The organism is Weissella paramesenteroides, assembly GCF_036327715.1.
Taxonomy (GTDB): Bacteria; Bacillota; Bacilli; order Lactobacillales; family Lactobacillaceae; genus Weissella; species Weissella paramesenteroides.
In genome coordinates this window covers 1-23,827 of sequence record NZ_CP130559.1, presented here as the reverse complement: position 1 = coordinate 23,827, position 23,827 = coordinate 1, and the positions used below count along the sequence as shown (strand labels likewise).

Below are 23,827 nucleotides of genomic sequence, written 5' to 3'. Positions count from 1 at the left end.
CCTCTATCTACTCAATGCTCTCTGCATCACTTGGCCAAGATTGGACTAAATACTTTACCTGGTTATTTTTATCTATAGTTGCATACAAACGTTGGGTTTCATCCTCATTAAAAAATCCTAGATCAACAACGGGTTTATTGTCTAACAAAACAACGCCTTTCACCGCATTATGCATCACATCATGCAAGACCTGCCAGTTCTCTTGATGCTCTTTTGTTTTTTTGACAGCACCTTTTAATGTGTAGCCATCATCTAAAAATTCCTTAATCGCAGCAACAGTGACGTAAGCCGTATAATTATAGACACGTGCATCTTGTTCTCCCTCACGTTCTAATGAGGAAATAATGCCCTTACTCTCCCAATACCGTAATTGGCGAGTTGACACACCAGTCATTGTCGCTAATTCACCAATACGGAATTGAAACAATTCAGATGCTAAAGCTTTCATTCGTAAGTGATGTTCTCCTGAAAATGCCATCATCTCTCTCCTTCAAATATCATCGCCTTTATTGTCAGGTTATCTAACAAATTTGTCAACTTCGTTAAAAATAGCACAATTTAATTTAAATCAAAAAAAGAGGCTGAGACGGATGTTGTCTCAACCTCTAATTTTTGTGCTAAAAGTTATTAATTAAAAGCATGTTAGTTTGATAGCATAAATCACGTTACACACCGTCTTCAAAACGACTTTTGTCTCGCTCTCTTACTACTAAGGATTTGGTGTATCATCGCCACCATCAGTATCATCACCACCATCTGGATTGACCTGTTGAATACGTGACGTATCAGACTTTGGCTTGTCCTTTTCTGGTGCATCTGTTTCATATAGCGACTGTGATTTCTTGTCACCACGTTCATGCCATAGTGAAGTTGAACCGGTTCCTAACTGTTTATCAAGCCTTTGTAGTTTAGCAAGTCCATTTGAATAGTTGTAGTCCGAAGCATTAACTGATTTATAGCCTTTTGGTTTATAAAAACGTAACAAATCTTTTTGATTCAAATTATCTGAAACGCTTAATTGTTGTCGAACTTCTTGTTTATACTTAGCAACTTGCGCTTTTACCTTCTTAGAAGGATTTTTAATTGCTTCACCTGTAGCATTATCATACAACACGTGATTAGTATACGTGTACTTCGGTGTGACAAAGTCCTTATCACGGAAAGCAACAACCTGTTGACGCTTAGTACTTAGTAAGTCTTGTCCTAACTGTACATACTTCTTAGTATTAACACCTAGAAGATGTAGCAATGTTGGCATAACATCGATCTCACCACCGTATGTGTGATTAATACCACCCCCATGCCAACCAGGAATATTAATCATAAATGGCACACGTTGTAATTGGGCATTATCAAAATCATTCCAATCACTAGGATCTTTTCCTAATACTGATGCTAACTGCTTATTTTCAGAATTTGAAATACCATAATGGTCACCATACAGCACAATAATTGATTTATTATATAATCCCGATTTCTTCAGATAGTTATAGAATTCACCAATTGACTGATCTAGATAATGATTTGTTTCAAAATATCCGTTAACAACGTCTGAATCTGTATTCGTTGTTGTAAAATTAGGATCCTTATCCTCGTTATCAAGACTGTAAGGGAAATGGTTCGTTACCGTAATGTACTTTGCATAGAACGGCTGCTGCAATTTTTCCAAATATGGAATTGAATCATAGAATAACAATTTATCCTTCAAACCATATCCAGTCGCCTTATCACCAGAAGTATCATAATAACTGGCATCAAAGAAATATTGGTAACCCATATTCTTGTACACATTACTACGATTCCAGAAGCTAGCATTATTACCGTGGAACACTGCTGATGAGTAACCACCATTTTGTTTCAAAATATTAGGCATTGCTTCAAATGTTTGATTATTCCCCTGGGTAGCAAATAGCGATCCCTGTGGTAAGCCAAACGTTGAAGTTTCTAGCATATTTTCAGCATCAGAGGTCTTACCCTGTCCAACCTGGTGGAAGAAATTATCAAAGGCAATGGTTGAATCCGAATGATAAATATTATTCAGATTTGGTGTGACCGCTTGATTATTAACTTTCAAATCAAGCGAAAACTGTTGGAATGATTCTAGATGAATCACAAAAACGTTCTTTCCTTTAGCCATCCCAGCATATTTTGCATTGGCATCTGCATAATGATTATTAACATATGATAATACATTATCGATGTCAGACTTTTTAGCTGATTTACGCATCTCTGTTACACCGTGTGTTTTAATACCGTCTAACACAGTATAAGTATCGATCCCTAGATATTTCACTAACATCTTACTATCGAATTGGCGCGTAATTAGTTGTGGACGATCAGCCTCGCCTAGTACTAGTACCGTCATGGCGCCAAAAATTGCAAAAGTTGAAAATGCAAAGCCCATGAATTTCGTTGTTGCTTGCTTATCAAAATGCATCTTCTTTAATAAGAACAATACAATAAAAATAGGTACATCAATCCAGTACAGTAGGTCATGAATGTTAGTTAACGCAAATCCAGATGCGCCTAATCCTTGATTGACCTTGTTGTATCCCAACATCGTTGCCACAGACATAAAATCTGTAAATTCACGATAATAAATAACATTTAAATGTATCAACAATGTATTGATGAGATACATAATAATTGCTACGGGGTAAAATAACTTAGATTTCCGAAAATAAAAAGCTATTCCGATTAATAACGCAGCAATCGGTATTGGATTGAGCAACAAGGTAATTACCTGAATAATAGATGCACCTGAATAGAGATGAAAATCCATTATATTTGCTAGTTGTGTTTTTGCCCAGACCAATACAATCAATACCATAACAAAACCAAATCGTGTATTGATCCAAGAAAAACGACCCTTATGCATCATAGTTGTCTGTTCTCTTCTTTCTAAATCTTGTTTCATTACTTCCAAAAATAATAATCTTTTCCATTATAGCGTAATTTTGATTGATACACCTTAGACTTTTTCTAAATTAAGAAATATGCGTTAAAATAATAAAAACATCATTAAGTGGGGATCACATTATGTCAGAAAATAAATTAGAAATTAAACATGCGCAAGGTCTTGGTGCCATCAATGACGCTGCCCTAACTATTCGCAAACGTGTCTTCATCGAAGAACAAGGTGTCCCAACAACTATTGAAATAGATAATCTTGATCACCAAACCAATCACTATGTTGGTTTTCTATCACACATGCCAGTAACAACTGCTCGAGTGGCTATTAATGAAGCTACCAAAAATTGGCACATTCAGCGTGTTGCCACGTTACGTGACGCTCGTGGAAAAGGTTATGCTGCGACCCTGCTAAAACAAATTATTGCTGATGCCCAGCAAGCACAGGTACAAACACTTGACTTAGGTGCTCAAGTAACGGCAATTGGTTTTTATGAAAAACTTGGGTTCATTGCTGAAGGTCCTGTTTTCAAAGATGCCAACATTGATCACCGCCATATGATTCTAACTTTATAAAGTAGATAAAAGCTAAAAAAAGAGCAAGACAAAAGTCAACGAAATGATTTTGTCTTGCTCTCTTTTTCATATTGTTTTATTTTGCATCGATCACACGACGATAATCGATAACTGGTTTGATAAATTCATGATACGATTGCTGTGACAAGTATGTGAAACTTGGCCAGAAACGATCATCAACCATAAACTTTAAAGCATGAACTGTTGATTGCCAAAGTTTTTCTGCTTCATCTTGCTGATCATCCAAGGTTAACTTAACCACTTCTGATAATTTCTTAACGAATGTAAAGTAACTACCAAAGTCTGGTAATTGACATTCTTTAATAAAGGTCAATGTCCCCTCAACAGTTTCCTGATCACCATTTTCTAAAGCTATTAATAACATCTGGAAGTTTAAGAGACCAACATTCCAAACAGCTGCTGGCAAAAAGTTATCCATCTCCACTAGACCATAGCCTTCTAATGTTGCAATTTGTTGCACTTGATCAGACATCTTTTTTACCATGACCTTGACCGTTTCGTATGGTTCATGACGAATGATATTCGCAAACAACAGCATATCTGTCGAAGAATATGAATCACGGTGACCTAACAATTTCACAATTGCAGGACGAGCGATTTCAACTAAGCGGTAACGTTGCCCAAAATCAACCACTTGCGCATTAATTGCGCGTACTACATTTAGCAATAATCGGGTATCTTGTGTTTCTTCAAATAACGCCAAGACCTGATACACCATATCTTCATTTGGTGTTTGCGTATAAGAATTTGGGTCTAATCCCAATTCTTTAATCGTTGAATCAACCAATTCGGGCTGATTCAAATAAATATGTAGTAAAAGCTCATCGTAAGATACACCAATTGTGCTCAACAAATTCACAAACGTCGTTGCGCTAACTCGACCATTACCATTTAAATAGTCATACAAACGCGATCTAGAGATATCAACAGACTTTAAAATAATCGGAATGGAAATATTACGTTTCTTAATAAAATGTATTAACGCATTCCGAACTGCCTCAGCAGGTACGCGATTTTTTCCCATGATAAATCTTTCCTCCACTACATATTGCTCTTGCGTACCATTATACCGCGAATTTACAAATCAATAGTGAATCTTAACTATTTTTCTATTAATTTAATAACTGAGTCCTAAGTCGTTAAATAATCATAAACGACTTTTGTCTCGCGCTCTTCATTATTTATCACGATGATAAAAATCTTTTGTATTAAAGAAGTCATTTAGAACCGTGTTCTCACCAGTCATTGTTTCATGTAAACGAATACCATCGACATTTATCCGCGCATTACGATAATAATCATTTGTTAATTGACCCCATGATGTCTGTGACGCATCAACATTATCGAAAATGCTGAAACCGCTACTCTTAAGATAAGTGTACTTTGCATTATCATTTGTATAATTTGTAAATGAGCCAATATCTGCTCCAAATGGGAAAATCAATACTGGTGTTTTACCAACAATTGGTTGTACTTCCTTTTGCCAAAGCGCAGTGTCTTTTTTGATATCATCAACACTGGCCGTAGTCATATTTATATGACCCCATGAATGCGATGCAAACTGCCAACCTTCCTTTTTCATGGCATTAGCAACCTTTTTCGCCTTCTTAGCTTCACGATGTGTCTTTTTTGTATCACCATATTGACTCTCTGATGAACGATAACCTAGCGCCCCATTATAACCCGTTTCGGCAATCACACCCTTTGAGCCACCGTATGAGAAATCTGGATGTTTTTTGATGAAGGTATCAATAATTGGTACCATGTCATAATCACCAATTTTCTTCTGACCATTATTGGTATATTGATTTTTAACATCACCTTGCTTATTGACGACTAATTTATCTGCAAATCCCGAGTTCTTCATATACTCATAATAGTTAACATCATCCTGTGAGATAATTAAAGGTTTCTTGCCTTCAGGTAATTTGACTGGTTTGAAAGTCACCTTCCCTTGTTTATCAATCGAAATAATATCTTTAAAGTTAATTAATACATAGCCATTATCATATAACTGATTCAGCATCGGCATAAATTCGTCGATGGTCACCATATAATCTTTGTATCCCTGTGCCTGCTTAGATGAGAAAGCCTTACCAGGATCAACAATTAGTGAATGATAAAAAAGATGTGAAATTTTTGTCGGATCATTCCATGTGACCAACTTTGACTGTTGATTATTAATACTCTTCTTTAGATGATTAACCGTTGACCCTTTGTGCCCAGATAACACTGATTTTGCTTCTTTATATTGGTACTGTTGACTTAATGATTTTGCCTGCTTTACCGCCTTAGTTGTTTGACTGTCAGTTTTTGCAGCCATAACATCATCATCAATATTGCCATATATTCCTAAACTTGCCCCCAAAATCAATCCAATGAAAAGGCTGGTTTTTTTGGTTTTTATCACAGCTACTCCCCCATAACTTTTATAAATATCAAATGCCAAGTTAGTATTATTTTATATCTTATTACCCTAAAAATAAAATTATTCGCATTGCTTTATAAATAGTAAAACCATCAAAAGTGCAACATAAACATATAAAAAAAGGAGTGAACAACATCACTCCTTAAAAAATATTTTTAATTTCAAAATACCTAATTACTCGGCATCATCCTTAAACTTATTATAGTAATTTGCTCCTGGGAATACCCAGTTAGCGCGACCAAATATCTTGATTGTCGCTGGAATAATAATCAGACGAACCAAGAAGGCATCAAATAGGACCCCACTGGCTAATGAAATACCAATTGACTTAATTGTTGGATCATCAACTAAGGCAAAGCTACCAAAGACGGCGATCATAATCAAAGCGGCTGTAATAATGACTGGACCACTTTCTTGCAATCCCGTTTTAACAGCCCGATTTGTATCTCCAGTGGCAATGTATGTCTCCCTAATCCGTGAAACCATAAACACTTCGTAATCCATCGCCAGGCCGAAGACAATTCCAATCATAATAACCGGCAAAAATGCAATAATTGGTGATCCTTCACTAATATGGAAAACACCATCTTGCATAATCAATGTCGTCAATCCTAATGATGCAATCAATGATAAACCAAAGCCGATGATTGCCATTAGTGGAATGATAAATGACTTAAACATGAACATCAACAAAACAAATGCGAGTAGCATAACAATTCCCATAAACATTGGAATCGCATTATTTAGTTTTTCAGTAATATCAATATTAACCGCATTGGTTCCTGTCAATGTAATCTTTGTATGATCACTCTTTTTTAGCGAATCAGAATAACTATTTATCTTCTTCGCTAGATTTTCTGTTTTAGCTGACGCCGTATTTGTTTTAGGCATTACGACAATCAAAGCATATTTTTTATCCTTACTAATTTTGGCTGGTACGCCTGACATAGCTGCCTTTTTCATATCAGCTTTTACTTTTGCCTGATATTCACTGGTATACTTTTTTGTAACACTTTGTTGTTCTGCTTGACTAGCTGTTGGATTAGCCTTCATATAGTCCATCACCTTAGTTTGGACATATTGTTGACCTTCTGCCTTCAACTTTTGTTGCATTTCTGGTGTCTTAAACTTAGCGACTGCTGCTTCATTAACCACTGGCGCCAACATCTTCACATTGTCCATGTTCTTGATGTGGTTTGTGACCTTCTCTAAAATTTTATTATTTTGTGCATCAGTATTGGAGGTGTCTAACTTAACGACACCAACCAATGTCGCATTATAACCATCCCCAAACTTGTCTGCAGTCATATCATAAGCTTGACGTTGTGTATTATTCTTAGGTAATACACCATCAAACGGCATCCCTAAGCGCATATGACCTGCCGGTACCATAAAGGCAACCAAGACAACGACACTCAACAGGCTCATAATAATTGGATGCTGAATAATTGACTTTGTAAACCAGCCATCCTTCTTATTCTTAGCTACTTTGACTGACTTTTCTGATGGTTTAACAAACTTGTGCAGTAGTGAAATCAGTGCTGGTAATAAGGTCATCGCTGAAAGGACAGCAAACACGACCCCCACAGCTGCCGCAATTCCCATTTGAGTTAGGAAACTAATTCGTACTAATGACAACCCAACTAAAGCAATAATAACCGTAATTCCAGCAAATAATACTGAACTTCCTGCACTAGCTAAAGTTACTCCCATAGCTTCATCTGGCGCAAGTACTTTTCCTGAGTTATCCATTTCATGCTGGCGACTTGTGCGCAACTCCCCAATAAAACGATGAATAATGAATAACGCGTAATCAATACCAACAGCCAAACTGATCATAATTGATAATGTTTGTGCCACACTAGCTATTGAGAAGAAATTCGTACCAATCATAACTAGCACTAGCCCACTTACTAGACCGACAAGCGCTGAAATAATTGGCAGACCAGCTGTGACAAAAGAACGGAACAAAACTAATAGCAAAACAAAGGCAATCGCAATACCAATAATTTCAGAAGTACCACCGATGTCATAACTAGCGACCGTATTTCCCGAGTAAGCAACCTTTAGATTTTGTGACTTAATTTTATCGTTACCAATTTTTTCAATGTCATGAACGACACTTTTTGAAACATTATTCGCTTCTTTTTTAAAAGTCACACTAATAATACCAGTCGTGTTATCTGAACTGATTGTTTGTGAATCATAAGGACTCGTAATTGTTTTGATATCATCCTTATGTTCTGACTTTATTTTGGCAACTGCTGCGTTAATACGTTGCTTATCAGCAGATGATTTAATACTATCATCATCTTTATTCTGAACAACAATATTCATTGTCCCAGCATCAACAGACTGATTAAATTCTTTCTTTAAAACGCTCTGTATATCAGTTGATGGTACACCTGAAATCTTCAAATTTGTATTAAAGTTTGAGCCCATTGTGGCCAAACTACCTACAAAAACAATTAATATAACAATCCAAGCAAGGATGGATTTAAACTTATTGTTATAAACCCATTTTCCAAACTTGGCTAAACCATTTTTCATACGCTCTCTCCTTCTAACAATACATGACTATATTATCATTTACTTAATTTAATTGATTTCACAAAAAGATTCCATGTACAATTAATGTGAAGTGCACACAAAATAGGCAATGGAGGATAATTGTATGAGTAATTTAAGCCAACAACGTATTAAAAGAATAATTTTGGAAAGTTTTGGTGAATTATTAGCTATAAAAAGATTTTCTGAAATCACAATGACTGAAATTGCTGCAAAAGCATTAGTTCATCGTAATACCGTTTACAAGTACTTTAATGATAAATATGATTTATTATCACAAGGGGTAACTTTCCTATTTGAAAATCAGTCGATCAATCTTAAACATTTCAAGCAACAACCATTTAAAAGTATCCATGATGTCTATTTTTCTGCTTTAGAACAAATCATCACCCAGCAACAAAATGATCATGACTTTAATAAAACCATCCAAAGTAATTTTATTGAATTGTTAATTACAACGCAAAAAGACGATAAGATTTTTTGGGATATTGGTAAAATGGTTGGTATTTTACTTTGGAATGAAATGCATGAAAATAAATATGATATGTTTAATGATTATCAAATATTAGACAGTATTTACCAAACAGAAGAATTTCCAGAAATTAATTAATTTAATCAAAAAAGCAGGTAAATCGCAACTAATAAGCAATCTACCTGCTTTTTTATACCAATGCTACTTCAAGTAAGAAACTGGTTTTTGTACGTCAATCTTTGTACCTTGATATTTATCTTTCACATGCTTTTGGATAGCTGGCTCATGATAAAGCTTAACTAATTTCTGATACACTTTCTTGTCTTTATTAGAAATATCAGCTGCTGTTGCTAAAATATTAATATTTTGGCGTGTACTTTGATTAATTTTTTCATGATACAGTGAATCTTTCAATACATTAAGATGTCCTTCCAGCGCAACTGTATTCGAGATCAAAGCCGCACCAACACTTTTTAATACACGTGGACCCGTTGTATCATCAATCTTCTTGAACTGTAAATGACGTGGATTTGATACAATGTCACCCACATTTCCTAATGAATTAAAGCCTGCCTTCAATTTAATTAGTCCAGCATCTTGTAATAGCAACAATCCTCGTGCTGTATTTGCTGGATTATCTGCAATCGCAATGGTTGCCCCAGTACCAATATCTTTAATTGATTGATACTTATCTGAATAGATACCCATTGGCTCTAAGTATATGGTTCCTAACGCCGTTAATTGATGCTTTGGATTCTCGTGATTGTAAGCCTCATAATATGAATATGATTGAAAAGCATTCACATTGACATTATGCTCTGAAGTCGCATTATTCAGCTGCACCCCATCATTGATTTGCTTCACACGAATTTTTAAATTAAGTGCCTTAGCCTCTTTGCTTTTAGCAATGTACTGCCAGACTTCATAATCACTCCCCATTGAACCAACTGTAATTTGGTCAGGTGCATTTACTATTTTATAAGTATTAAACGTATGCAAGCCAACTGAAATAACACCAAGTATCACCAAACTACCAATTAATATCAACCAATTTTTTATCTTCACTTTCTGCCCCTCCTTACTATGATGACTAGATATGAATTGTTTGATACTATAGTCGTTCAACTCGACGAGCGACCCAATCACCAATAATTTGTGTCATAAATACCAAAACTAAAATGACCAATAGTGCCGCAATTGTCACATCATTTTCAAAACGAGCATAGCCAACACTAATTGCAATATCACCAAGTCCGCCGGATCCAATAGCACCCGCCATTGTTGTCAGACCAAGTAAACTAATGATCGTAACGACTGAAACGCGAATAATATCTGGTAAACACTCCCGTAAATAAATACGAAAAATAATTTCAGTTGTACTTGATCCCATTGCTTGCGCAGCTTCAATGACTGATGGTTCAATATTTAGTAACGCATTTTGAACCTGGCGTGCATAAAATGGAAAGATACCAACAATTAATGGCACTAAAGCTGCTGGTGTACCAACTGTTGTACCAACGATATACTTTGTAACTGGTGCCATCACTGCTAGCAGGATAATAAATGGCACCGATCGCAATAAATTAACGACTTTATCTAGAAAACTATAAAATGGTGGATCGGCATTGATGCCACCTGGTTGGGTAACCACAAGAAAAATACCAGTACCAAGACCCAATACACCAGCAATTACTGCTGACCAAAATGTCATATACAATGTTTCCCAAGTAGCCTGGACAAATTGTGGCCAGATACTAGCAACATTTGGAAACCAATTAGCTAACATATGCTGCCCCTTTCTTTCTGACATCATTAGAAAAATCAGTGACCTTCACATCAGCTGTCTCTAAATAATGGAACGTTTGATCAAATTGACCATCTGCTGTAGATAAAATAACTAACATGTAACCCAAAGATAATTGGGCTACTTTTTGTACGTTCGCAAAGATAATATTGGCCTTCACGTCATACTGAATCGCCAATTCTGAAATAACTGATTCACTCGTTGACTTACTTGAAAACCTTAGATAGAGCAACCGTTCATTTGGTTGCAATTTCTCTACTAATTCATCTTCTACGATCTGTTGCCGCATTTCCGTTACATTTGCTGCTGACTCAACAAACTTCTTTGTTAATGGTTGTTTTGGTTCGGTGAATAGGTCACCAACGGGACCTCGCTCGATAATTTGGCCATTTTCCATTACCGCTACTTCCTGACAAACTGATTTAATCACTTGCATTTCATGAGTAATCAACACAATTGTCAGACCCAACTCATCATTCAATTTTTTTAATAACTTCAGAATAGATTCTGTCGTTTGTGGGTCTAACGCACTGGTGGCTTCATCGCTAATTAATATGTCAGGATCATTTGCTAAAGCACGAGCGATTGCAACACGTTGTTTTTGCCCACCTGACAGTTCTTCTGGATATGACTGGGCATATTCTGCTAGTCCAACCAATTTCAGTAATTCAAGGGCTTTATCCTGCCGTTGTTTACGTGGTATTTTCCGACTGAGTAATGGATATTCAACGTTATTCAAAACTGTTCGTGAACGTAATAAATTAAAGTGTTGAAAAATCATCCCCACTTTTTGTCGGACACCCCGTAATTTTTTATCAGTTAATTGCTGTAAATCTTTGCCAGATACTGTCACTTTACCACTGGTAGGTCGTTGTAATAAATTAATCACGCGCACCAAGGTACTTTTACCAGCACCTGAATAACCAATAATGCCATAGATACTCCCTTTTTTTACTTGTAATGAGACATTATCGACAGCGGTTACTGTTTCATTTTTTCGCTTAAAAGTAACATTAATATCTTGCAGATCAATTGCAATATCTGCTACACCCATTGCATGGTCCCCCTTTATTTTCTTTGTTGCTAACAATAAAGACTATTAATCAGCTAAAATGCATACCACCATCAACCAATAGCGATTGACCGGTAATGTAGGCCGCGCTTGGCGATGCAAACCAAGCAATAATTTCAGCCACATCTTCTGAGGTAGCTTCACGACCTAAACCAATTTCTGTTAAGCAATTCGCCTGTTGTTGTGCAACAGAGATACCTTTAATTTGCGATGTCTTCTCATCGATTGCGTCACGTAATGGCGTTCGAACAATCCCAGGACAATATGCATTCACAGTAATTTGATCTGGTGCAAGTTCCTTTGCCGCAGATTGCGTTAAACCACGGATACCAAATTTTGAAGCCGAATAAGCACTTTGCAAAGCCGATGCTTCAATACCAGCAAGCGAAGCTGCATTAATAATACGACCACCATGACCTTGGTGTTTAAATTTAGCTGCAGCAGCCTGAATTCCCCAATAAGTTCCTTTCAAATTAACATCAAACAGTCTAGATATTTTTTCTGGATCTGAATCAATCACTGAATCAATAAAAGCAATTCCCGCATTATTGATAAATACTGCTAATTCACCCAAGTCACTAACAGCCTCATCAACTAAATCAAATACAGCCTGCCGATCAGCAACATCTAATACGTAAGCCTTTGCCTGGAATCCTTGATCACGTAAATTTTGAACAACTTTGGTGACCGTTTGTTGATTAATATCCGCTGCCGCAATACTAAAGCCGTCTTTAGCTAAACGATACGCCGCAGCTTCGCCGATCCCTTGACCCGCACCAGTAATAATTGCTGTTTTTCCCATGTTTATATCCCCTTTTCAATGCCATTTTCATAACAAATTAAAAACCCTCACTTCTGCTTGTAACAACAGAAGTGAGGGCACCACGTTACCATTCTGATTCGTTTGTCGATTACTCTGACAAACCTCATTAACCAAAATGTAGATACTTTACCTATATTTCGGTCTGTCCAATAACGGAGACAACCCGAACAGTGCTGACATGATTGCTCACACTGCCTAATCATCGGCCATTTTTCGTTTACAAACTAAATCACGACTCTCATCATTTATCGTTTTTCTGTAAATTTGTTTTGCAACTACTTTCCGACTCACATTATTTAACTTGATAGACAGATTAAAAAAACACCCTCAAGAAATATATCTTTCCTAAGGGCGTTTTGTACGCGGTACCACCTTAATTCCTGGTAAAAACCAGCTTATCATGTTGCCATAATTAACTTGATATTGGCAGTCAACCATTGATAGCTTACTAAAGCTCACTATCTTTCGCTCAAAGACCATCTTCAGTTCGCTTAGTTACTTGCTCACACCCACCACAAGTTCTCTGAAAACATTACGCACTTACTCATCTTTTCATTGCTTTTTAATCTTATTTTAATCTGATATGAATTTTAAACTCATTAACTGTTACTGTCAAGGTTCAATATATGATATATTTCAGTTTATTTTTTTAAGATAACTAAACATCTACCTTCTAATCTGCTACTGAAAAACGTAGATGCATCCTCTTTGTTCCCAAAATAGTCATTTGGCCAAGTAACGTATTGGCTGCCTGCATATAATTATCAGCCATTTTTTGATTGACCGCTTCTAAATCAACTGTTTGGCCTAATTGGATAGCTTTATCCGTCTGTTGTTGTAATCGTACATTATCTGCGACAATTTGTTGTTCAAACCTGGCTTGCATATCTTGATAGGTTGAAAAATCCTTATCCGCAATGACTGCAATTACTCGTGTCAGCCAGTAGCTCGTTGATACATCAAATGTTGGGGTTGTTTTTTCAAAACTGGCTGGCGTAGCTGACACACTGACATAAAAAGGCACAAATGCGTTAAAGGTATTTGGACCATATCCTAACCAATGAACGCCTGCAATATCAGCCGGAACATTTGGTCTAATTTGTAGAATATGTGATTCCTGATTACGATTAATTCCGATTGGTCGATACTTTATTGGTTTCTCTACATGATCATATGGATCAAAGGCTGTGCCTTGGTAATGTGAACTTAAGGCAAATTTCACATCATCAATTGACAATTTTTTCTTTGGATAAACGATAAATGGTAAATTTTGATCTTCAGGTTGCTCATTCTCACTATCCTTGGCAAATAATTGATTCACATACCAAGCACGTGGATTGTTATAAATGCGATCTTTATCAGTTGCACTACCAAAAATATGACAAAGATTGACGGTTGTCTCATCAATATCTGGATTAAGGTGATGGTCAGCGATAAATTGTTCTAAATCTGCTGATGACATCGTATCATTTGAATTAAAATCAAAATAATCGATATTAAAACGGTTTGGTGCCACAACAAACGCATCATCTGGAATTCGGATAGCTGCCCAATGATGACCACCTATTGATTCAAAATACCAAACCTCATCATGATCAGAAAAGGCAATACCATTAGATTCATAAGTACCATATTCTGTTAGTAATTCTCCCAAACGGACAACACCTTCACGTGCAGACTTGATATACGGCAACACTAACGTCGTGATATCGGCTTCACCAATGCCATCATCAGTCAAAGGATCGGCAGCTAGCACGTGTGTATTCGTTGTGCTTGTTTCAGTTGCGGTCATTGCAACATTTTCACTGTTAATGCCGGCTCCTGCCCAAACACCAAATGAATCATCTGCATCTGGTGTCGCAGTATACCGCAAACTATTACCAGGCAACGGAATTTTGACATGATTAGCTCCAGATTCATAAGTTGTACTGGCAGCATTAGCTGGATAGACAACAAACTTTTGTGGATTAGGCTGATCACCACCATCTTCGTTACGTGCAATCATGGTCGAACCATCAATTGTTGCATTTTTGCCAACTAGAATAGTTGTACAAGTTTTTTGATGTGCTTGATATCCTGCTTTGTTCATTATTGTACCCCCAATTTATTTTGAAAAAGAGCGCGTGACAAAAGTCGTTTTGGAGCGCGTTTATGCTATAAAACCGACATGCTTATAATTAATACATTTTAGCACAAAAAGGTTGGAACAAATTTTTTGTTCCAACCTCCAAAATTCAATTAAAATAATACTACTCTTGATCATCGTTTTCAGCACGATGCAATAATTCAGTTACTTCCGCTGGCTGTTCACCTTCAGTAGGTGCCGTTGGTAAGTCAGAAGATGCTTCAGATAAATCAGTATCTTCATCATCAACCTCTTCGGCAACGACGTGCTCTACTTTGGCAAAAGTTGCCACAGCTGAGTCATCATCCAATCGGATAACACGCACACCTTGTGTGGCACGACCGGTTTCTGAGATAGAATCAACTGTAAAGCGAATCATGACACCCTTGTTAGTTGTCAACATGATGTCTTCACTACCATCTACAACCTTTAGACCAGCCAATGGACCGTTCTTTTCAGTGACTTGTGCAGTTTTAATACCTTTACCACCACGTCCCTTAATTGGATATTGGTCTACTGGCGTTTGCTTACCATAACCCTTTTCAGTAATAATGAGGACATGTCCGTTATCAATTAATACTTGGGCACCCACAACATAATCATCAGGACGTAAGGTAATACCACGAACACCGGCAGCAGAACGCCCCATTGAACGAACTGCTTCACTGTTGAAGGATACTGCATAACCACCATGTGTTCCAATAATGATATTTTGATCACCATCGGTAACAAGGACGTTAATTAATTCATCACCATCATGCAGGTTAATTGCCTTCAAACCATGCGCACGAATATTACCAAATTCATTAACTGGTGTACGCTTTACCACACCTTGACGGGTTGTGAAGAAGAGATAATCACTACTCTCGCTAGCATCACCACGGACATTAATAACCGTTTGAATGCTCTCACCAGATTCAATGCCGAGCAAATTGACGACTGGGATACCCTTGGCTGTACGACCATATTCTGGTATCTCATATCCCTTCATTTTGTAAACTTTACCTGAATTTGTAAAGAACAATAACGTATCATGGGTTGACGTACCAATCAATTCATCGATAAAGTCATCATCATTGACACCCATACCTTGAATACCACGACCACCACGGTTTTGCGCACGGAATTCAGATTGTAGCATGCGCTTGATATAGCCAGCATGTGTCAATGAAACAATAATATCTTCTTCTTCAATTAAGTCTTCATCTTCAATGCTTGTGACATCACCAATTTGCAATTCAGTACGACGTTCATCACCATACTTTGATTGCACTTCAAGTAATTCAGTATAGATAATTTCATCAATACGTTCAGGTTTAGCTAAAATATCCTGGAAATCAGCAATTGCTGTTAACAATCCTTGATATTCTTTTTCTATCTTGTCACGTTCCAAGCCAGTTAAACGAACCAAACGCATGTCCAAGATAGCTTGTGATTGCTTATCAGATAAGGCATAATCAACCATCAACTTTTGCTTAGCAATTTCTGATGTCTCTGAATGCCGAATAATATTAATAATGGCATCAATATGATCTAAAGCAATGCGCAACCCTTCAAGAATGTGTGCACGTGCCTGCGCTTTACGTAATTCGAATTCTGTTCGACGACGAACAACTTTTTGCTGATGATCAAGATAAGCGACCAACATATCCTTCAAACTAAGTAACTTTGGTCGACCATCTTGTACTGCAAGCATATTGAAACTAAATCCTGTTTGCATCAACGTATTTTTGTACAAATTGTTCAGTACAACAGATGCTGACACATCACGACGAATTTCAATTGCAATTCGATTACCTTCTTGGTCAGATTCATCATTAACGCCAGTGATACCCTCAATACGCTTATCACGACCCAATTCAGCAATGCGCTCAATCAACTTGGCTTTGTTAACCATATAAGGTAACTCAGTCACGATGATGTGTTCTTTACCTGATTTTTCAGTCTCGATTTCCGTTTTTGCACGGACGGTAACCACACCTTTTCCAGTTTCGTAAGCCTTACGAATACCCGATTTTCCCATGACGATTGCACCCGTTGGAAAATCAGGTCCTGGAATAGCTTCCATTAATTCAGCTGTCGTCACATCTGGATTCTTCATCAACATATGAAGTCCCGAAATAACTTCACCCAAATTATGAGGTGGAATATTCGTTGCCATTCCAACAGCGATACCATTTGCCCCATTAACTAGTAAGTTAGGAAAACGAGCCGGTAAAACAACCGGTTCACGATCAGTACCATCATAGTTTTCTTGGAAATCAATCGTATCTTTGTTGATATCACGTAACATTTCAGTCGCAATTTTGCTCAATCGGGCCTCAGTATAACGCATGGCGGCAGCTGGATCACCATCGACAGACCCAAAGTTACCATGACCATCAACTAACATGTAACGATATGAAAAGTCTTGCGCCATACGGACCATTGATTCATAAATCGCTGAGTCTCCGTGTGGATGATACTTTCCCATAACATCCCCAACAATACGGGCTGACTTCTTGTGTTGCTTATCAGGGGTCACACCCAACTCATTCATGCCATACAAAATACGACGATGAACTGGTTTTAACCCATCTCGTACATCTGGTAGTGCACGTGCCACAATAACTGACATGGCATAATCCAAGAAAGATGTTCGCATTTGCTCGCCAAGTTTAGCAGGTTTAATGCGGCTGTTTGTTTGTTCTTCTTCAGCCATTTGACTTCCTTTCTCTTACTGTAATTGTGTGCCTGTTTAGACGTCTAATTCAGCATACTGTGCATTTTCTTCAATGAATTTACGACGAGGTTCAACCTTATCACCCATAAGCATTGAAAAAATCATATCTGCTTCAATTGCATCATCCATTTCCACACGCAATAAACGGCGAACTGATGGATCCATGGTTGTTTCCCACAATTGGCTAGCGTCCATTTCTCCAAGACCCTTGTATCGTTGAATAATTGGCTTGGGAGATGCTGGTAATGTTGGCACCAGTGCTTCAAGTTCAGAATCAGCATCCAAATATTTAATAAATTTACCCTGACGTACTTGGTAAAGTGGTGGCTGTGCGATATAAACGTATCCTGCTTCCAATAGTGGTCGCATATAACGATAAATTAACGTTAATAACAATGTACGAATGTGGGCACCATCGACATCGGCATCAGTCATGATAATTAATTTATGATATTTTGCCTTTGTCACATCAAAGTCTGTTCCAAAGCCAGTTCCCATCGCCGTAAATAATGAACGAATTTCATCATTACCCAAAATCTTTTCCATTGATGCCTTTTCAACATTCAAAATTTTTCCACGAATTGGCAAAATGGCTTGGGTTAAACGCTCACGTCCTTGCTTAGCAGAACCACCGGCTGAATCACCCTCAACGATAAATAGTTCAGAAATTTCTGGGTCTTTTGATGTATTATCAGCAAGTTTTCCAGGTAAGTTAGCAATTTCCAATCCTGACTTCTTACGTGTTGCCTCACGTGCACGTTTTGCCGCCATACGCGCCTTACCAGCTAAAATTCCCTTTTCAACTATTTGCTTAGCCGTTGTTGGATTTTCCATCATAAAACGAGCAAATGTTTCTGAGAACATGCGATCAACAGCTGTTCGTGCGTCTGAATTACCTAATTTTGTTTTTGTCTGACCCTCAAATTGTGGATCTGGATGTTTCACAGATACGATGGCTGTCAATCCTTCGCGAACATCATCGCCAGAAAGTGGGTCATCATTATCTTTTAGTATTTTATTTTTACGAGCGTAATCGTTAATCACACGAGTCAAAGCTGACTTGAACCCAGTTTCGTGCGTTCCACCTTCATACGTATGAATATTGTTTGTAAATGATAGCAAATTGCTGTGGAAATCATCTGTATATTGTAGTGATACTTCAACATCGATATCATTTTCCATGCCTTCAACATAAATTGGCTCATTAAAAATGACATCTTTGTTAACGTTCAAGAAATCAACGTATTCCTTAATACCACCTTCATAGTGAAATGATTCAACAACTGGCTCTTCAGGACGCATATCAGTAATTGAAATACGTAGTCCCTTATTTAAGAAAGCTAGTTCGCGAACACGATTCATCAATGTCTTATAATCAAATACAGTTGTTTCACGGAAAATATCTGGATCTGGCGCAAAATGAACAATTGTTCCACGTGAAACAGGTTTATCATCAACGGAAATCTCATGCATTTCTGTCTTTACATGACCGCGTTCAAAGTCCATGGCAAAGCCTTTACCATCACGCACAACCAGTACATCTAGGTTCGTTGATAGCGCATTAACAACTGAAGCACCAACACCATGTAACCCACCTGAAACCTTGTAACCGCCACCGCCGAATTTTCCTCCAGCATGTAAAATCGTAAACACGGTTTCAAGAGCTGGTTTACCAGTCTTAACTTGAATATCTACCGGGATACCACGACCATTATCAATAACAGTAATTGAATTATCTTTTTCAATCGTTACTGTGATATGGTTTGCAAACCCTGCTAGGGCCTCATCAATACCATTATCGACAATTTCCCACACTAAATGGTGTAGTCCTTGACTTGATGTCGATCCAATATACATACCTGGACGCTTACGAACTGCTTCCAATCCTTCCAAAACTTGAATTTGACTGGCATCATAATCATCTGCCTGTGTATGCATTTGTGATACATCTTCTTCAGCCATGCTTCCCTCCTTAAACTCAACAACTAGTTATTTTCGCTAGTATCGTCTACCTTAACATCTTCAGTTTCTACTAAATGCCCTGAATCCACATGAAATATCTTTGGTTCATGTATTAACTGACGTGCCACATCACTTAGCGAAGGTGTGGTAATAAATGTCTGCACTTTGTCTTGCATTGCAGCTAATAAATGTGTTTGCCGATCACTATCTAACTCAGAAAGAACATCATCCAATAATAGGACTGGATATTCACCTGTCTCTTCTTTCATCAAATCAATTTCAGCTAACTTAACTGCTAAAGCAGTCGTTCTTTGTTGGCCCTGTGAGCCAAAATTAGCCACATCATGTTCATTCACATCAAAACGCAAATCATCACGATGTGGTCCTAACAGTGTCGTCCCCATTATAATTTCACGTTCACGTAATTGTTTAAATCTTGTTAACATTGCTTGTTTAACCGATTCAATATTAGCTAATGATTCAGTATTAAGCTGTGAAACATACTGGATGTGTAACTGTTCATTGTTTTGTGTAATTGCCGCTTGAATTGGTTGGGCTGCAGCATCCAACTTTTTAATTAATGTGACACGACGAGTAATTAATTCGCTCGCAAAATTGACCAATTGTTCGGTTAAAACATCCAAATATAATTTATCTGAGGCTTGTTTGCTTTGTAACTGTTTTAAATAACGATTGCGTTGCTTTAATACCTCTTTATACTGATTTGCAGTATATAAGTATTTTGCACTCATCTGACTAAATTCTCGATCAATAAAATTGCGTCGCACACTTGGTGCACCTTTTACTAAGTCTAAATCTTCTGGTGCAAATAAAATGACATTTAATTGACCAATATAATTAGCTAATTTTGCTTGATCTAAATGATTAATACGTGCCTTTTTACCTTTATTTGTAAATTTTAACGATAATGGGACATCACTATACTGACGCGCCACTGTACCAGCAACTTGGGCTTCTTTTGCTTGCCAACTAATTAATTCTTTATCAGTTGACGTACGATGTGAACGAGTTAAAGCTAAAACATAAATGGCTTCTAATAAATTGGTCTTACCTTGTGCATTTGGACCCAAAAAGACATTAACGCCCGATGAAAATGAAACATCTAATGATTCATAATTTCGAAAGTTGTTTAGTTTTAACGACATTAGTTCCATTAGTCCGTACTAGCACCTGTCCCATTAATAACAAAACGCTCACCAGATGGGACTGCAATCACGTCTCCTGGATATAGTTTACGACCACGTCGATCATCAGGCTCTTCATTCACTAAAACAGTATTCTCTCGTAAGAACCATTTTGCCTGACCACCAGTTGCAATAATACTTTCTTCTTTTAACAATTGCCCTAATGTAATAAAGGGTGCTTGAATTTGCACTTCTGTTGCCAATTTTCCATCCTTCCTACCATTAATTAAAATGGCATTTACACGGTTCCATATTATTTATATTATACGCTTTTTTGTAGCTTTTCACAATCTAATTACGGCTTCATAGCGTCTCTCAGGTTGTTTAATAACGTTTAAATAAAAAAGTCGAAAATTGCTTTTTCATCGTAAAATAGCAATTTTCGGCTTTTTAAATGTTTTTAGTAAGTTCTAACTGGTGTAATCAATTGAATAAAGTTAGTCTCATTATTTGTTGGTACTAATGTGAATGGGTCCAGGGCTGTTTTAAAACCAATTTGAATCTGTTCATCCCCAAATGAACGTAATGCTTCGCGCATATAGTCTGGGTTAAATGAAATGGTTAAATCATCGCCGGCTGTCTCAGCAGCAAAAATCTGTTCCTCAACACGACCAACTTCTGGTGAATTTGATGAAATTAAAGATTTTTCACTTGTGATTGCAAATTGGATAACATTTGAACGGCCTTCATGACTTAACAAAGCTGCACGTTCAATTGTTTGTAACAAATCACGAGCATTAATCGTCAAAGTCGTTCGCTTTTCAGTAGGAATTAACCGTGACGCATCTGGATAATTTCCTTCTAATAATCGTGAGTAAAAAGTTGTATTTTCTCCTAATTGGAAAATAACTTGATTTTCAGCAACACGAACATCAACACTCTCAACCTCATCTAACATAGCTTGCAACTGTGTCAATGAAGTTCCTGGCACAATAATATCTGCATTAACATCTGAATCATCGAATGCAACAGAACGTTGCGCTAAGCGATGGCGATCAGTCGCAACTGCTGTTAAATTACCACTTGCCAAAATAAAGTGAACACCTGTCAAAATGGGTTGACTTAATTGTTTTGAAACCGCAATTACGGTTTGACCAATAACTTCATTCAATGTGTCAGCAGATAATGTCAAATCATTACGTACCTCAACTTCAGGTAGATGTGGGTAATTATTTGCATCTTGCCCATTAATATCAAATTCGGCATTTTCAGATGTGATTTTCGTTTGTAAACCAGAAGCATTGGTTAACTTAAATGTTTCACCAGGCAATCGCTTAACAATATTTGAAAAGAAAGTGGCTGGCAGAACAATGGCACCTGACTCCATAATTTGTAATTTAGCTTCATCATCATTAGCTGGAATTAAAATTTCAATTGAAATATCTGTATTTGATCCAGTTAAGATTAATCCGGTTTCATCAAGAACTAATTTGATCCCTTTTAAGATCGTCATTGATGTTCGTGATGAAATCGCACGATTAACATTATTCATTGCTTTTATAAAAGCTGCTCGATTAATTGTAAATTCCATAAGATCTCCTCAATGCACAAAAACATAATTATGAAGTGCGTAATGCCTTACTTAATTATAAATAAAAAAGATAATAATAGTAATAAGGGGTGTGTAAATTGTGGATAACTAGAATCTATACCATTACACCAAGAATTGGTCTATGTATACAAACCTGTGGATAACTTTTGTATAGTTAGTGAATTATTCACAATGACATTTTTATCAATTGCTCAATTCTTCACGAATGTTTTGCACTTGTTCAGCTAAAATACTATCATTTTCGATGGCATTTTCAATTTTTTCAGTTGAATGCATGACTGTTGTATGATCTTTACCACCAAATGCACGACCAATTTGAGGCAAAGAATCTTGTGTTAATTCGCGGGCAATGTACATTGCAATTTGTCGTGGAACCACGATTTCTTTATTACGCTTTTTACCATTTAAATCTTGGACAGTGACGTTAAAGAAGTTAGCGACCGCTTCTTGGATGATGGGAATCGTAATTGCTCGCTGTCTTTTGAAGTTCATTGTTTCTAATATTGTACGAGCAGTTTCAACAGTGACGGGTACGTTTGAAAAACGCATTTTGCCGACAACTTGATTGAAAACCCCTTCTAGATCACGAACATTGGTATCTACAGCAGCAGCAATTTCGTCGATGACATCATTTGGAATGCTGAGATTTTCAAGATCGGATTTGTTTCTTAAGATAGCGACACGTGTTGGTAAATCAGGCTTTGTAATGTTTGCCGAGTATCCTTGACCAAAGCGTGTGACTAAACGCATTTCTAGACCTGGGATTTCTTTTGGCAATTTATCAGATGTCAGTACAATTTGATGATTTTCACGTGTAATGGCATTAAATGTGTTGAAAAATTCTTCTTGGATTTTTTCTTTACCAGCTAGGAATTGTACATCATCGACCATTAGTAAATCAGTTGACCGATATTCACGTTTGAAAGCTTCAGTTTCTTTTTGTCCGCGACGCAAGGCTTCAGTAAAGTCATTGATGAAGTCCTCAGTCGTAATAAATTTAACGTTCGCATTTGGTGTCCGTTCTAAAACTTTGTTACCAATTGCTTGCATTAAGTGGGTTTTACCTAGACCAACACCACCATAGATAAGTAAAGGATTCCATTGTGTACCGGGTTTATCAGCAACAGCTTGTGCAACAGCGTAGGCTTCACGATTTTCATCTGAAGAAACAAATGTTTCGAAGCGGAATTCTGGATTCAAAATAGATTGTGTGACGAATTCAGATGCAAGGCTGGCATTGTTTTGTTGTTGCACCTTTTCTTCATCTTCTGGTAAATCAAATAATGTTGTTGGTGTTGGTGAGACATACGTTACTGAAGGAATGATGAACGTTGGTTGTCCCGTTAATTTTAATGTAGCCGTCATGGCAGCTTGCATAAAGGCTTGATAGTAAGAACTATTGGCGTTTAACCATTCTGATGCAACTTGTTCATAAGCAGTTGTCAACTGTAAGGTTACCGTATTATTTTCGTTTTCAACCAGTTGCAATGGTTTGAGTGTGTCAACGTAATTTGTATAAGAAAAGCCTTGCGAGATTGAATTTCGCAGTTCTTCTTTAATAGCGTTCCAAAGTTGGATAGGATCCAT

General features: G+C 37.1%; 18 protein-coding genes and 1 other annotated feature. Of the genes, 2 read left to right on the top strand and 16 right to left on the bottom strand.

Going from position 1 to position 23,827, the window contains the following annotated elements:
- Positions 1–7: 7 nt before the first annotated feature.
- Entirely contained in the window at positions 8–478 is a 471-nt protein-coding gene (locus tag QRX23_RS00090) for a MerR family transcriptional regulator (RefSeq protein ID WP_330155500.1), read from the bottom strand.
- Between the two features lie 231 nt (positions 479–709).
- Positions 710–2,881, bottom strand: a complete 2,172-nt coding sequence (locus tag QRX23_RS00085; protein ID WP_330156110.1) for an LTA synthase family protein — start codon at positions 2,879–2,881, stop codon at positions 710–712.
- 158 nt (positions 2,882–3,039) lie between these two features.
- Between QRX23_RS00085 and QRX23_RS00080 the strand changes: the two genes are divergently transcribed.
- Positions 3,040–3,486, top strand: coding sequence for a GNAT family N-acetyltransferase (locus QRX23_RS00080; RefSeq protein ID WP_330155499.1), 447 nt, complete (start codon positions 3,040–3,042; stop codon positions 3,484–3,486).
- 76 nt (positions 3,487–3,562) lie between these two features.
- Here the strand turns inward: QRX23_RS00080 and QRX23_RS00075 are convergent, their stop codons facing one another.
- The 3 genes from QRX23_RS00075 to QRX23_RS00065 form a co-directional block, all read right to left on the bottom strand.
- Complete coding sequence (locus QRX23_RS00075; RefSeq protein WP_002828356.1) at positions 3,563–4,531, bottom strand: helix-turn-helix domain-containing protein; 969 nt, start codon at positions 4,529–4,531, stop codon at positions 3,563–3,565.
- A 153-nt stretch (positions 4,532–4,684) separates the two neighbouring features.
- Positions 4,685–5,917, bottom strand: a complete 1,233-nt coding sequence (locus QRX23_RS00070; RefSeq protein ID WP_330155498.1) for a polysaccharide deacetylase family protein — start codon at positions 5,915–5,917, stop codon at positions 4,685–4,687.
- Positions 5,918–6,109: 192 nt separating this feature from the next.
- Positions 6,110–8,485 carry an MMPL family transporter gene (locus QRX23_RS00065; RefSeq protein WP_330155497.1) on the bottom strand — a complete coding sequence of 792 codons (2,376 nt, stop codon included), beginning with the start codon at positions 8,483–8,485 and terminating at the stop codon, positions 6,110–6,112.
- A gap of 124 nt (positions 8,486–8,609) precedes the next feature.
- Here QRX23_RS00065 and QRX23_RS00060 point away from each other — a divergent pair, with 124 nt between their 5' ends.
- A complete protein-coding gene (locus QRX23_RS00060) occupies positions 8,610–9,113 on the top strand; it encodes a TetR/AcrR family transcriptional regulator (RefSeq protein ID WP_330155496.1) in 504 nt (167 codons plus the stop codon).
- Positions 9,114–9,176: 63 nt separating this feature from the next.
- On the opposite strand, the gene QRX23_RS00055 is transcribed toward QRX23_RS00060, so the two are convergent.
- The 11 genes from QRX23_RS00055 to dnaA form a co-directional block, all read right to left on the bottom strand.
- Entirely contained in the window at positions 9,177–10,040 is an 864-nt protein-coding gene (locus tag QRX23_RS00055; protein WP_330155495.1) for a MetQ/NlpA family ABC transporter substrate-binding protein, read from the bottom strand.
- A 46-nt stretch (positions 10,041–10,086) separates the two neighbouring features.
- Positions 10,087–10,761 carry a methionine ABC transporter permease gene (locus QRX23_RS00050; RefSeq protein ID WP_330155494.1) on the bottom strand — a complete coding sequence of 225 codons (675 nt, stop codon included), beginning with the start codon at positions 10,759–10,761 and terminating at the stop codon, positions 10,087–10,089.
- Positions 10,751–11,833 (bottom strand): methionine ABC transporter ATP-binding protein, encoded by a 1,083-nt coding sequence (locus tag QRX23_RS00045; protein ID WP_330155493.1) that lies wholly within the window; start codon positions 11,831–11,833, stop codon positions 10,751–10,753. The genes QRX23_RS00050 and QRX23_RS00045 overlap by 11 nt, the downstream gene beginning before the upstream one ends.
- Positions 11,834–11,882: 49 nt before the next feature.
- Positions 11,883–12,653, bottom strand: a complete 771-nt coding sequence (locus tag QRX23_RS00040) for an acetoin reductase (protein ID WP_330155492.1) — start codon at positions 12,651–12,653, stop codon at positions 11,883–11,885.
- A gap of 365 nt (positions 12,654–13,018) precedes the next feature.
- Positions 13,019–13,239, bottom strand: a binding site (T-box leader).
- Positions 13,240–13,347: 108 nt separating this feature from the next.
- Positions 13,348–14,763 carry a C69 family dipeptidase gene (locus QRX23_RS00035; protein WP_330155491.1) on the bottom strand — a complete coding sequence of 472 codons (1,416 nt, stop codon included), beginning with the start codon at positions 14,761–14,763 and terminating at the stop codon, positions 13,348–13,350.
- A gap of 160 nt (positions 14,764–14,923) precedes the next feature.
- Positions 14,924–17,500 carry a DNA gyrase subunit A gene (gene gyrA / locus QRX23_RS00030; protein ID WP_330155490.1) on the bottom strand — a complete coding sequence of 859 codons (2,577 nt, stop codon included), beginning with the start codon at positions 17,498–17,500 and terminating at the stop codon, positions 14,924–14,926.
- Between the two features lie 36 nt (positions 17,501–17,536).
- The gene (gyrB, locus tag QRX23_RS00025) at positions 17,537–19,483 is read right to left on the bottom strand and encodes a DNA topoisomerase (ATP-hydrolyzing) subunit B (protein ID WP_216813953.1); all 1,947 of its coding nucleotides are present in this window, start codon (positions 19,481–19,483) and stop codon (positions 17,537–17,539) included.
- A 23-nt stretch (positions 19,484–19,506) separates the two neighbouring features.
- Entirely contained in the window at positions 19,507–20,658 is a 1,152-nt protein-coding gene (gene recF, locus QRX23_RS00020; RefSeq protein ID WP_330155489.1) for a DNA replication/repair protein RecF, read from the bottom strand.
- The gene (gene yaaA / locus QRX23_RS00015) at positions 20,658–20,891 is read right to left on the bottom strand and encodes a S4 domain-containing protein YaaA (RefSeq protein ID WP_002828341.1); all 234 of its coding nucleotides are present in this window, start codon (positions 20,889–20,891) and stop codon (positions 20,658–20,660) included. Before yaaA ends, recF begins: the two co-directional genes overlap by 1 nt.
- A gap of 197 nt (positions 20,892–21,088) precedes the next feature.
- Positions 21,089–22,219: a DNA polymerase III subunit beta gene (gene dnaN, locus QRX23_RS00010; protein WP_330155488.1), complete on the bottom strand. Its 1,131-nt coding sequence runs from the start codon at positions 22,217–22,219 to the stop codon at positions 21,089–21,091.
- A 204-nt stretch (positions 22,220–22,423) separates the two neighbouring features.
- Positions 22,424–23,827, bottom strand: coding sequence for a chromosomal replication initiator protein DnaA (dnaA, locus tag QRX23_RS00005; protein WP_002828339.1), 1,404 nt, complete (start codon positions 23,825–23,827; stop codon positions 22,424–22,426).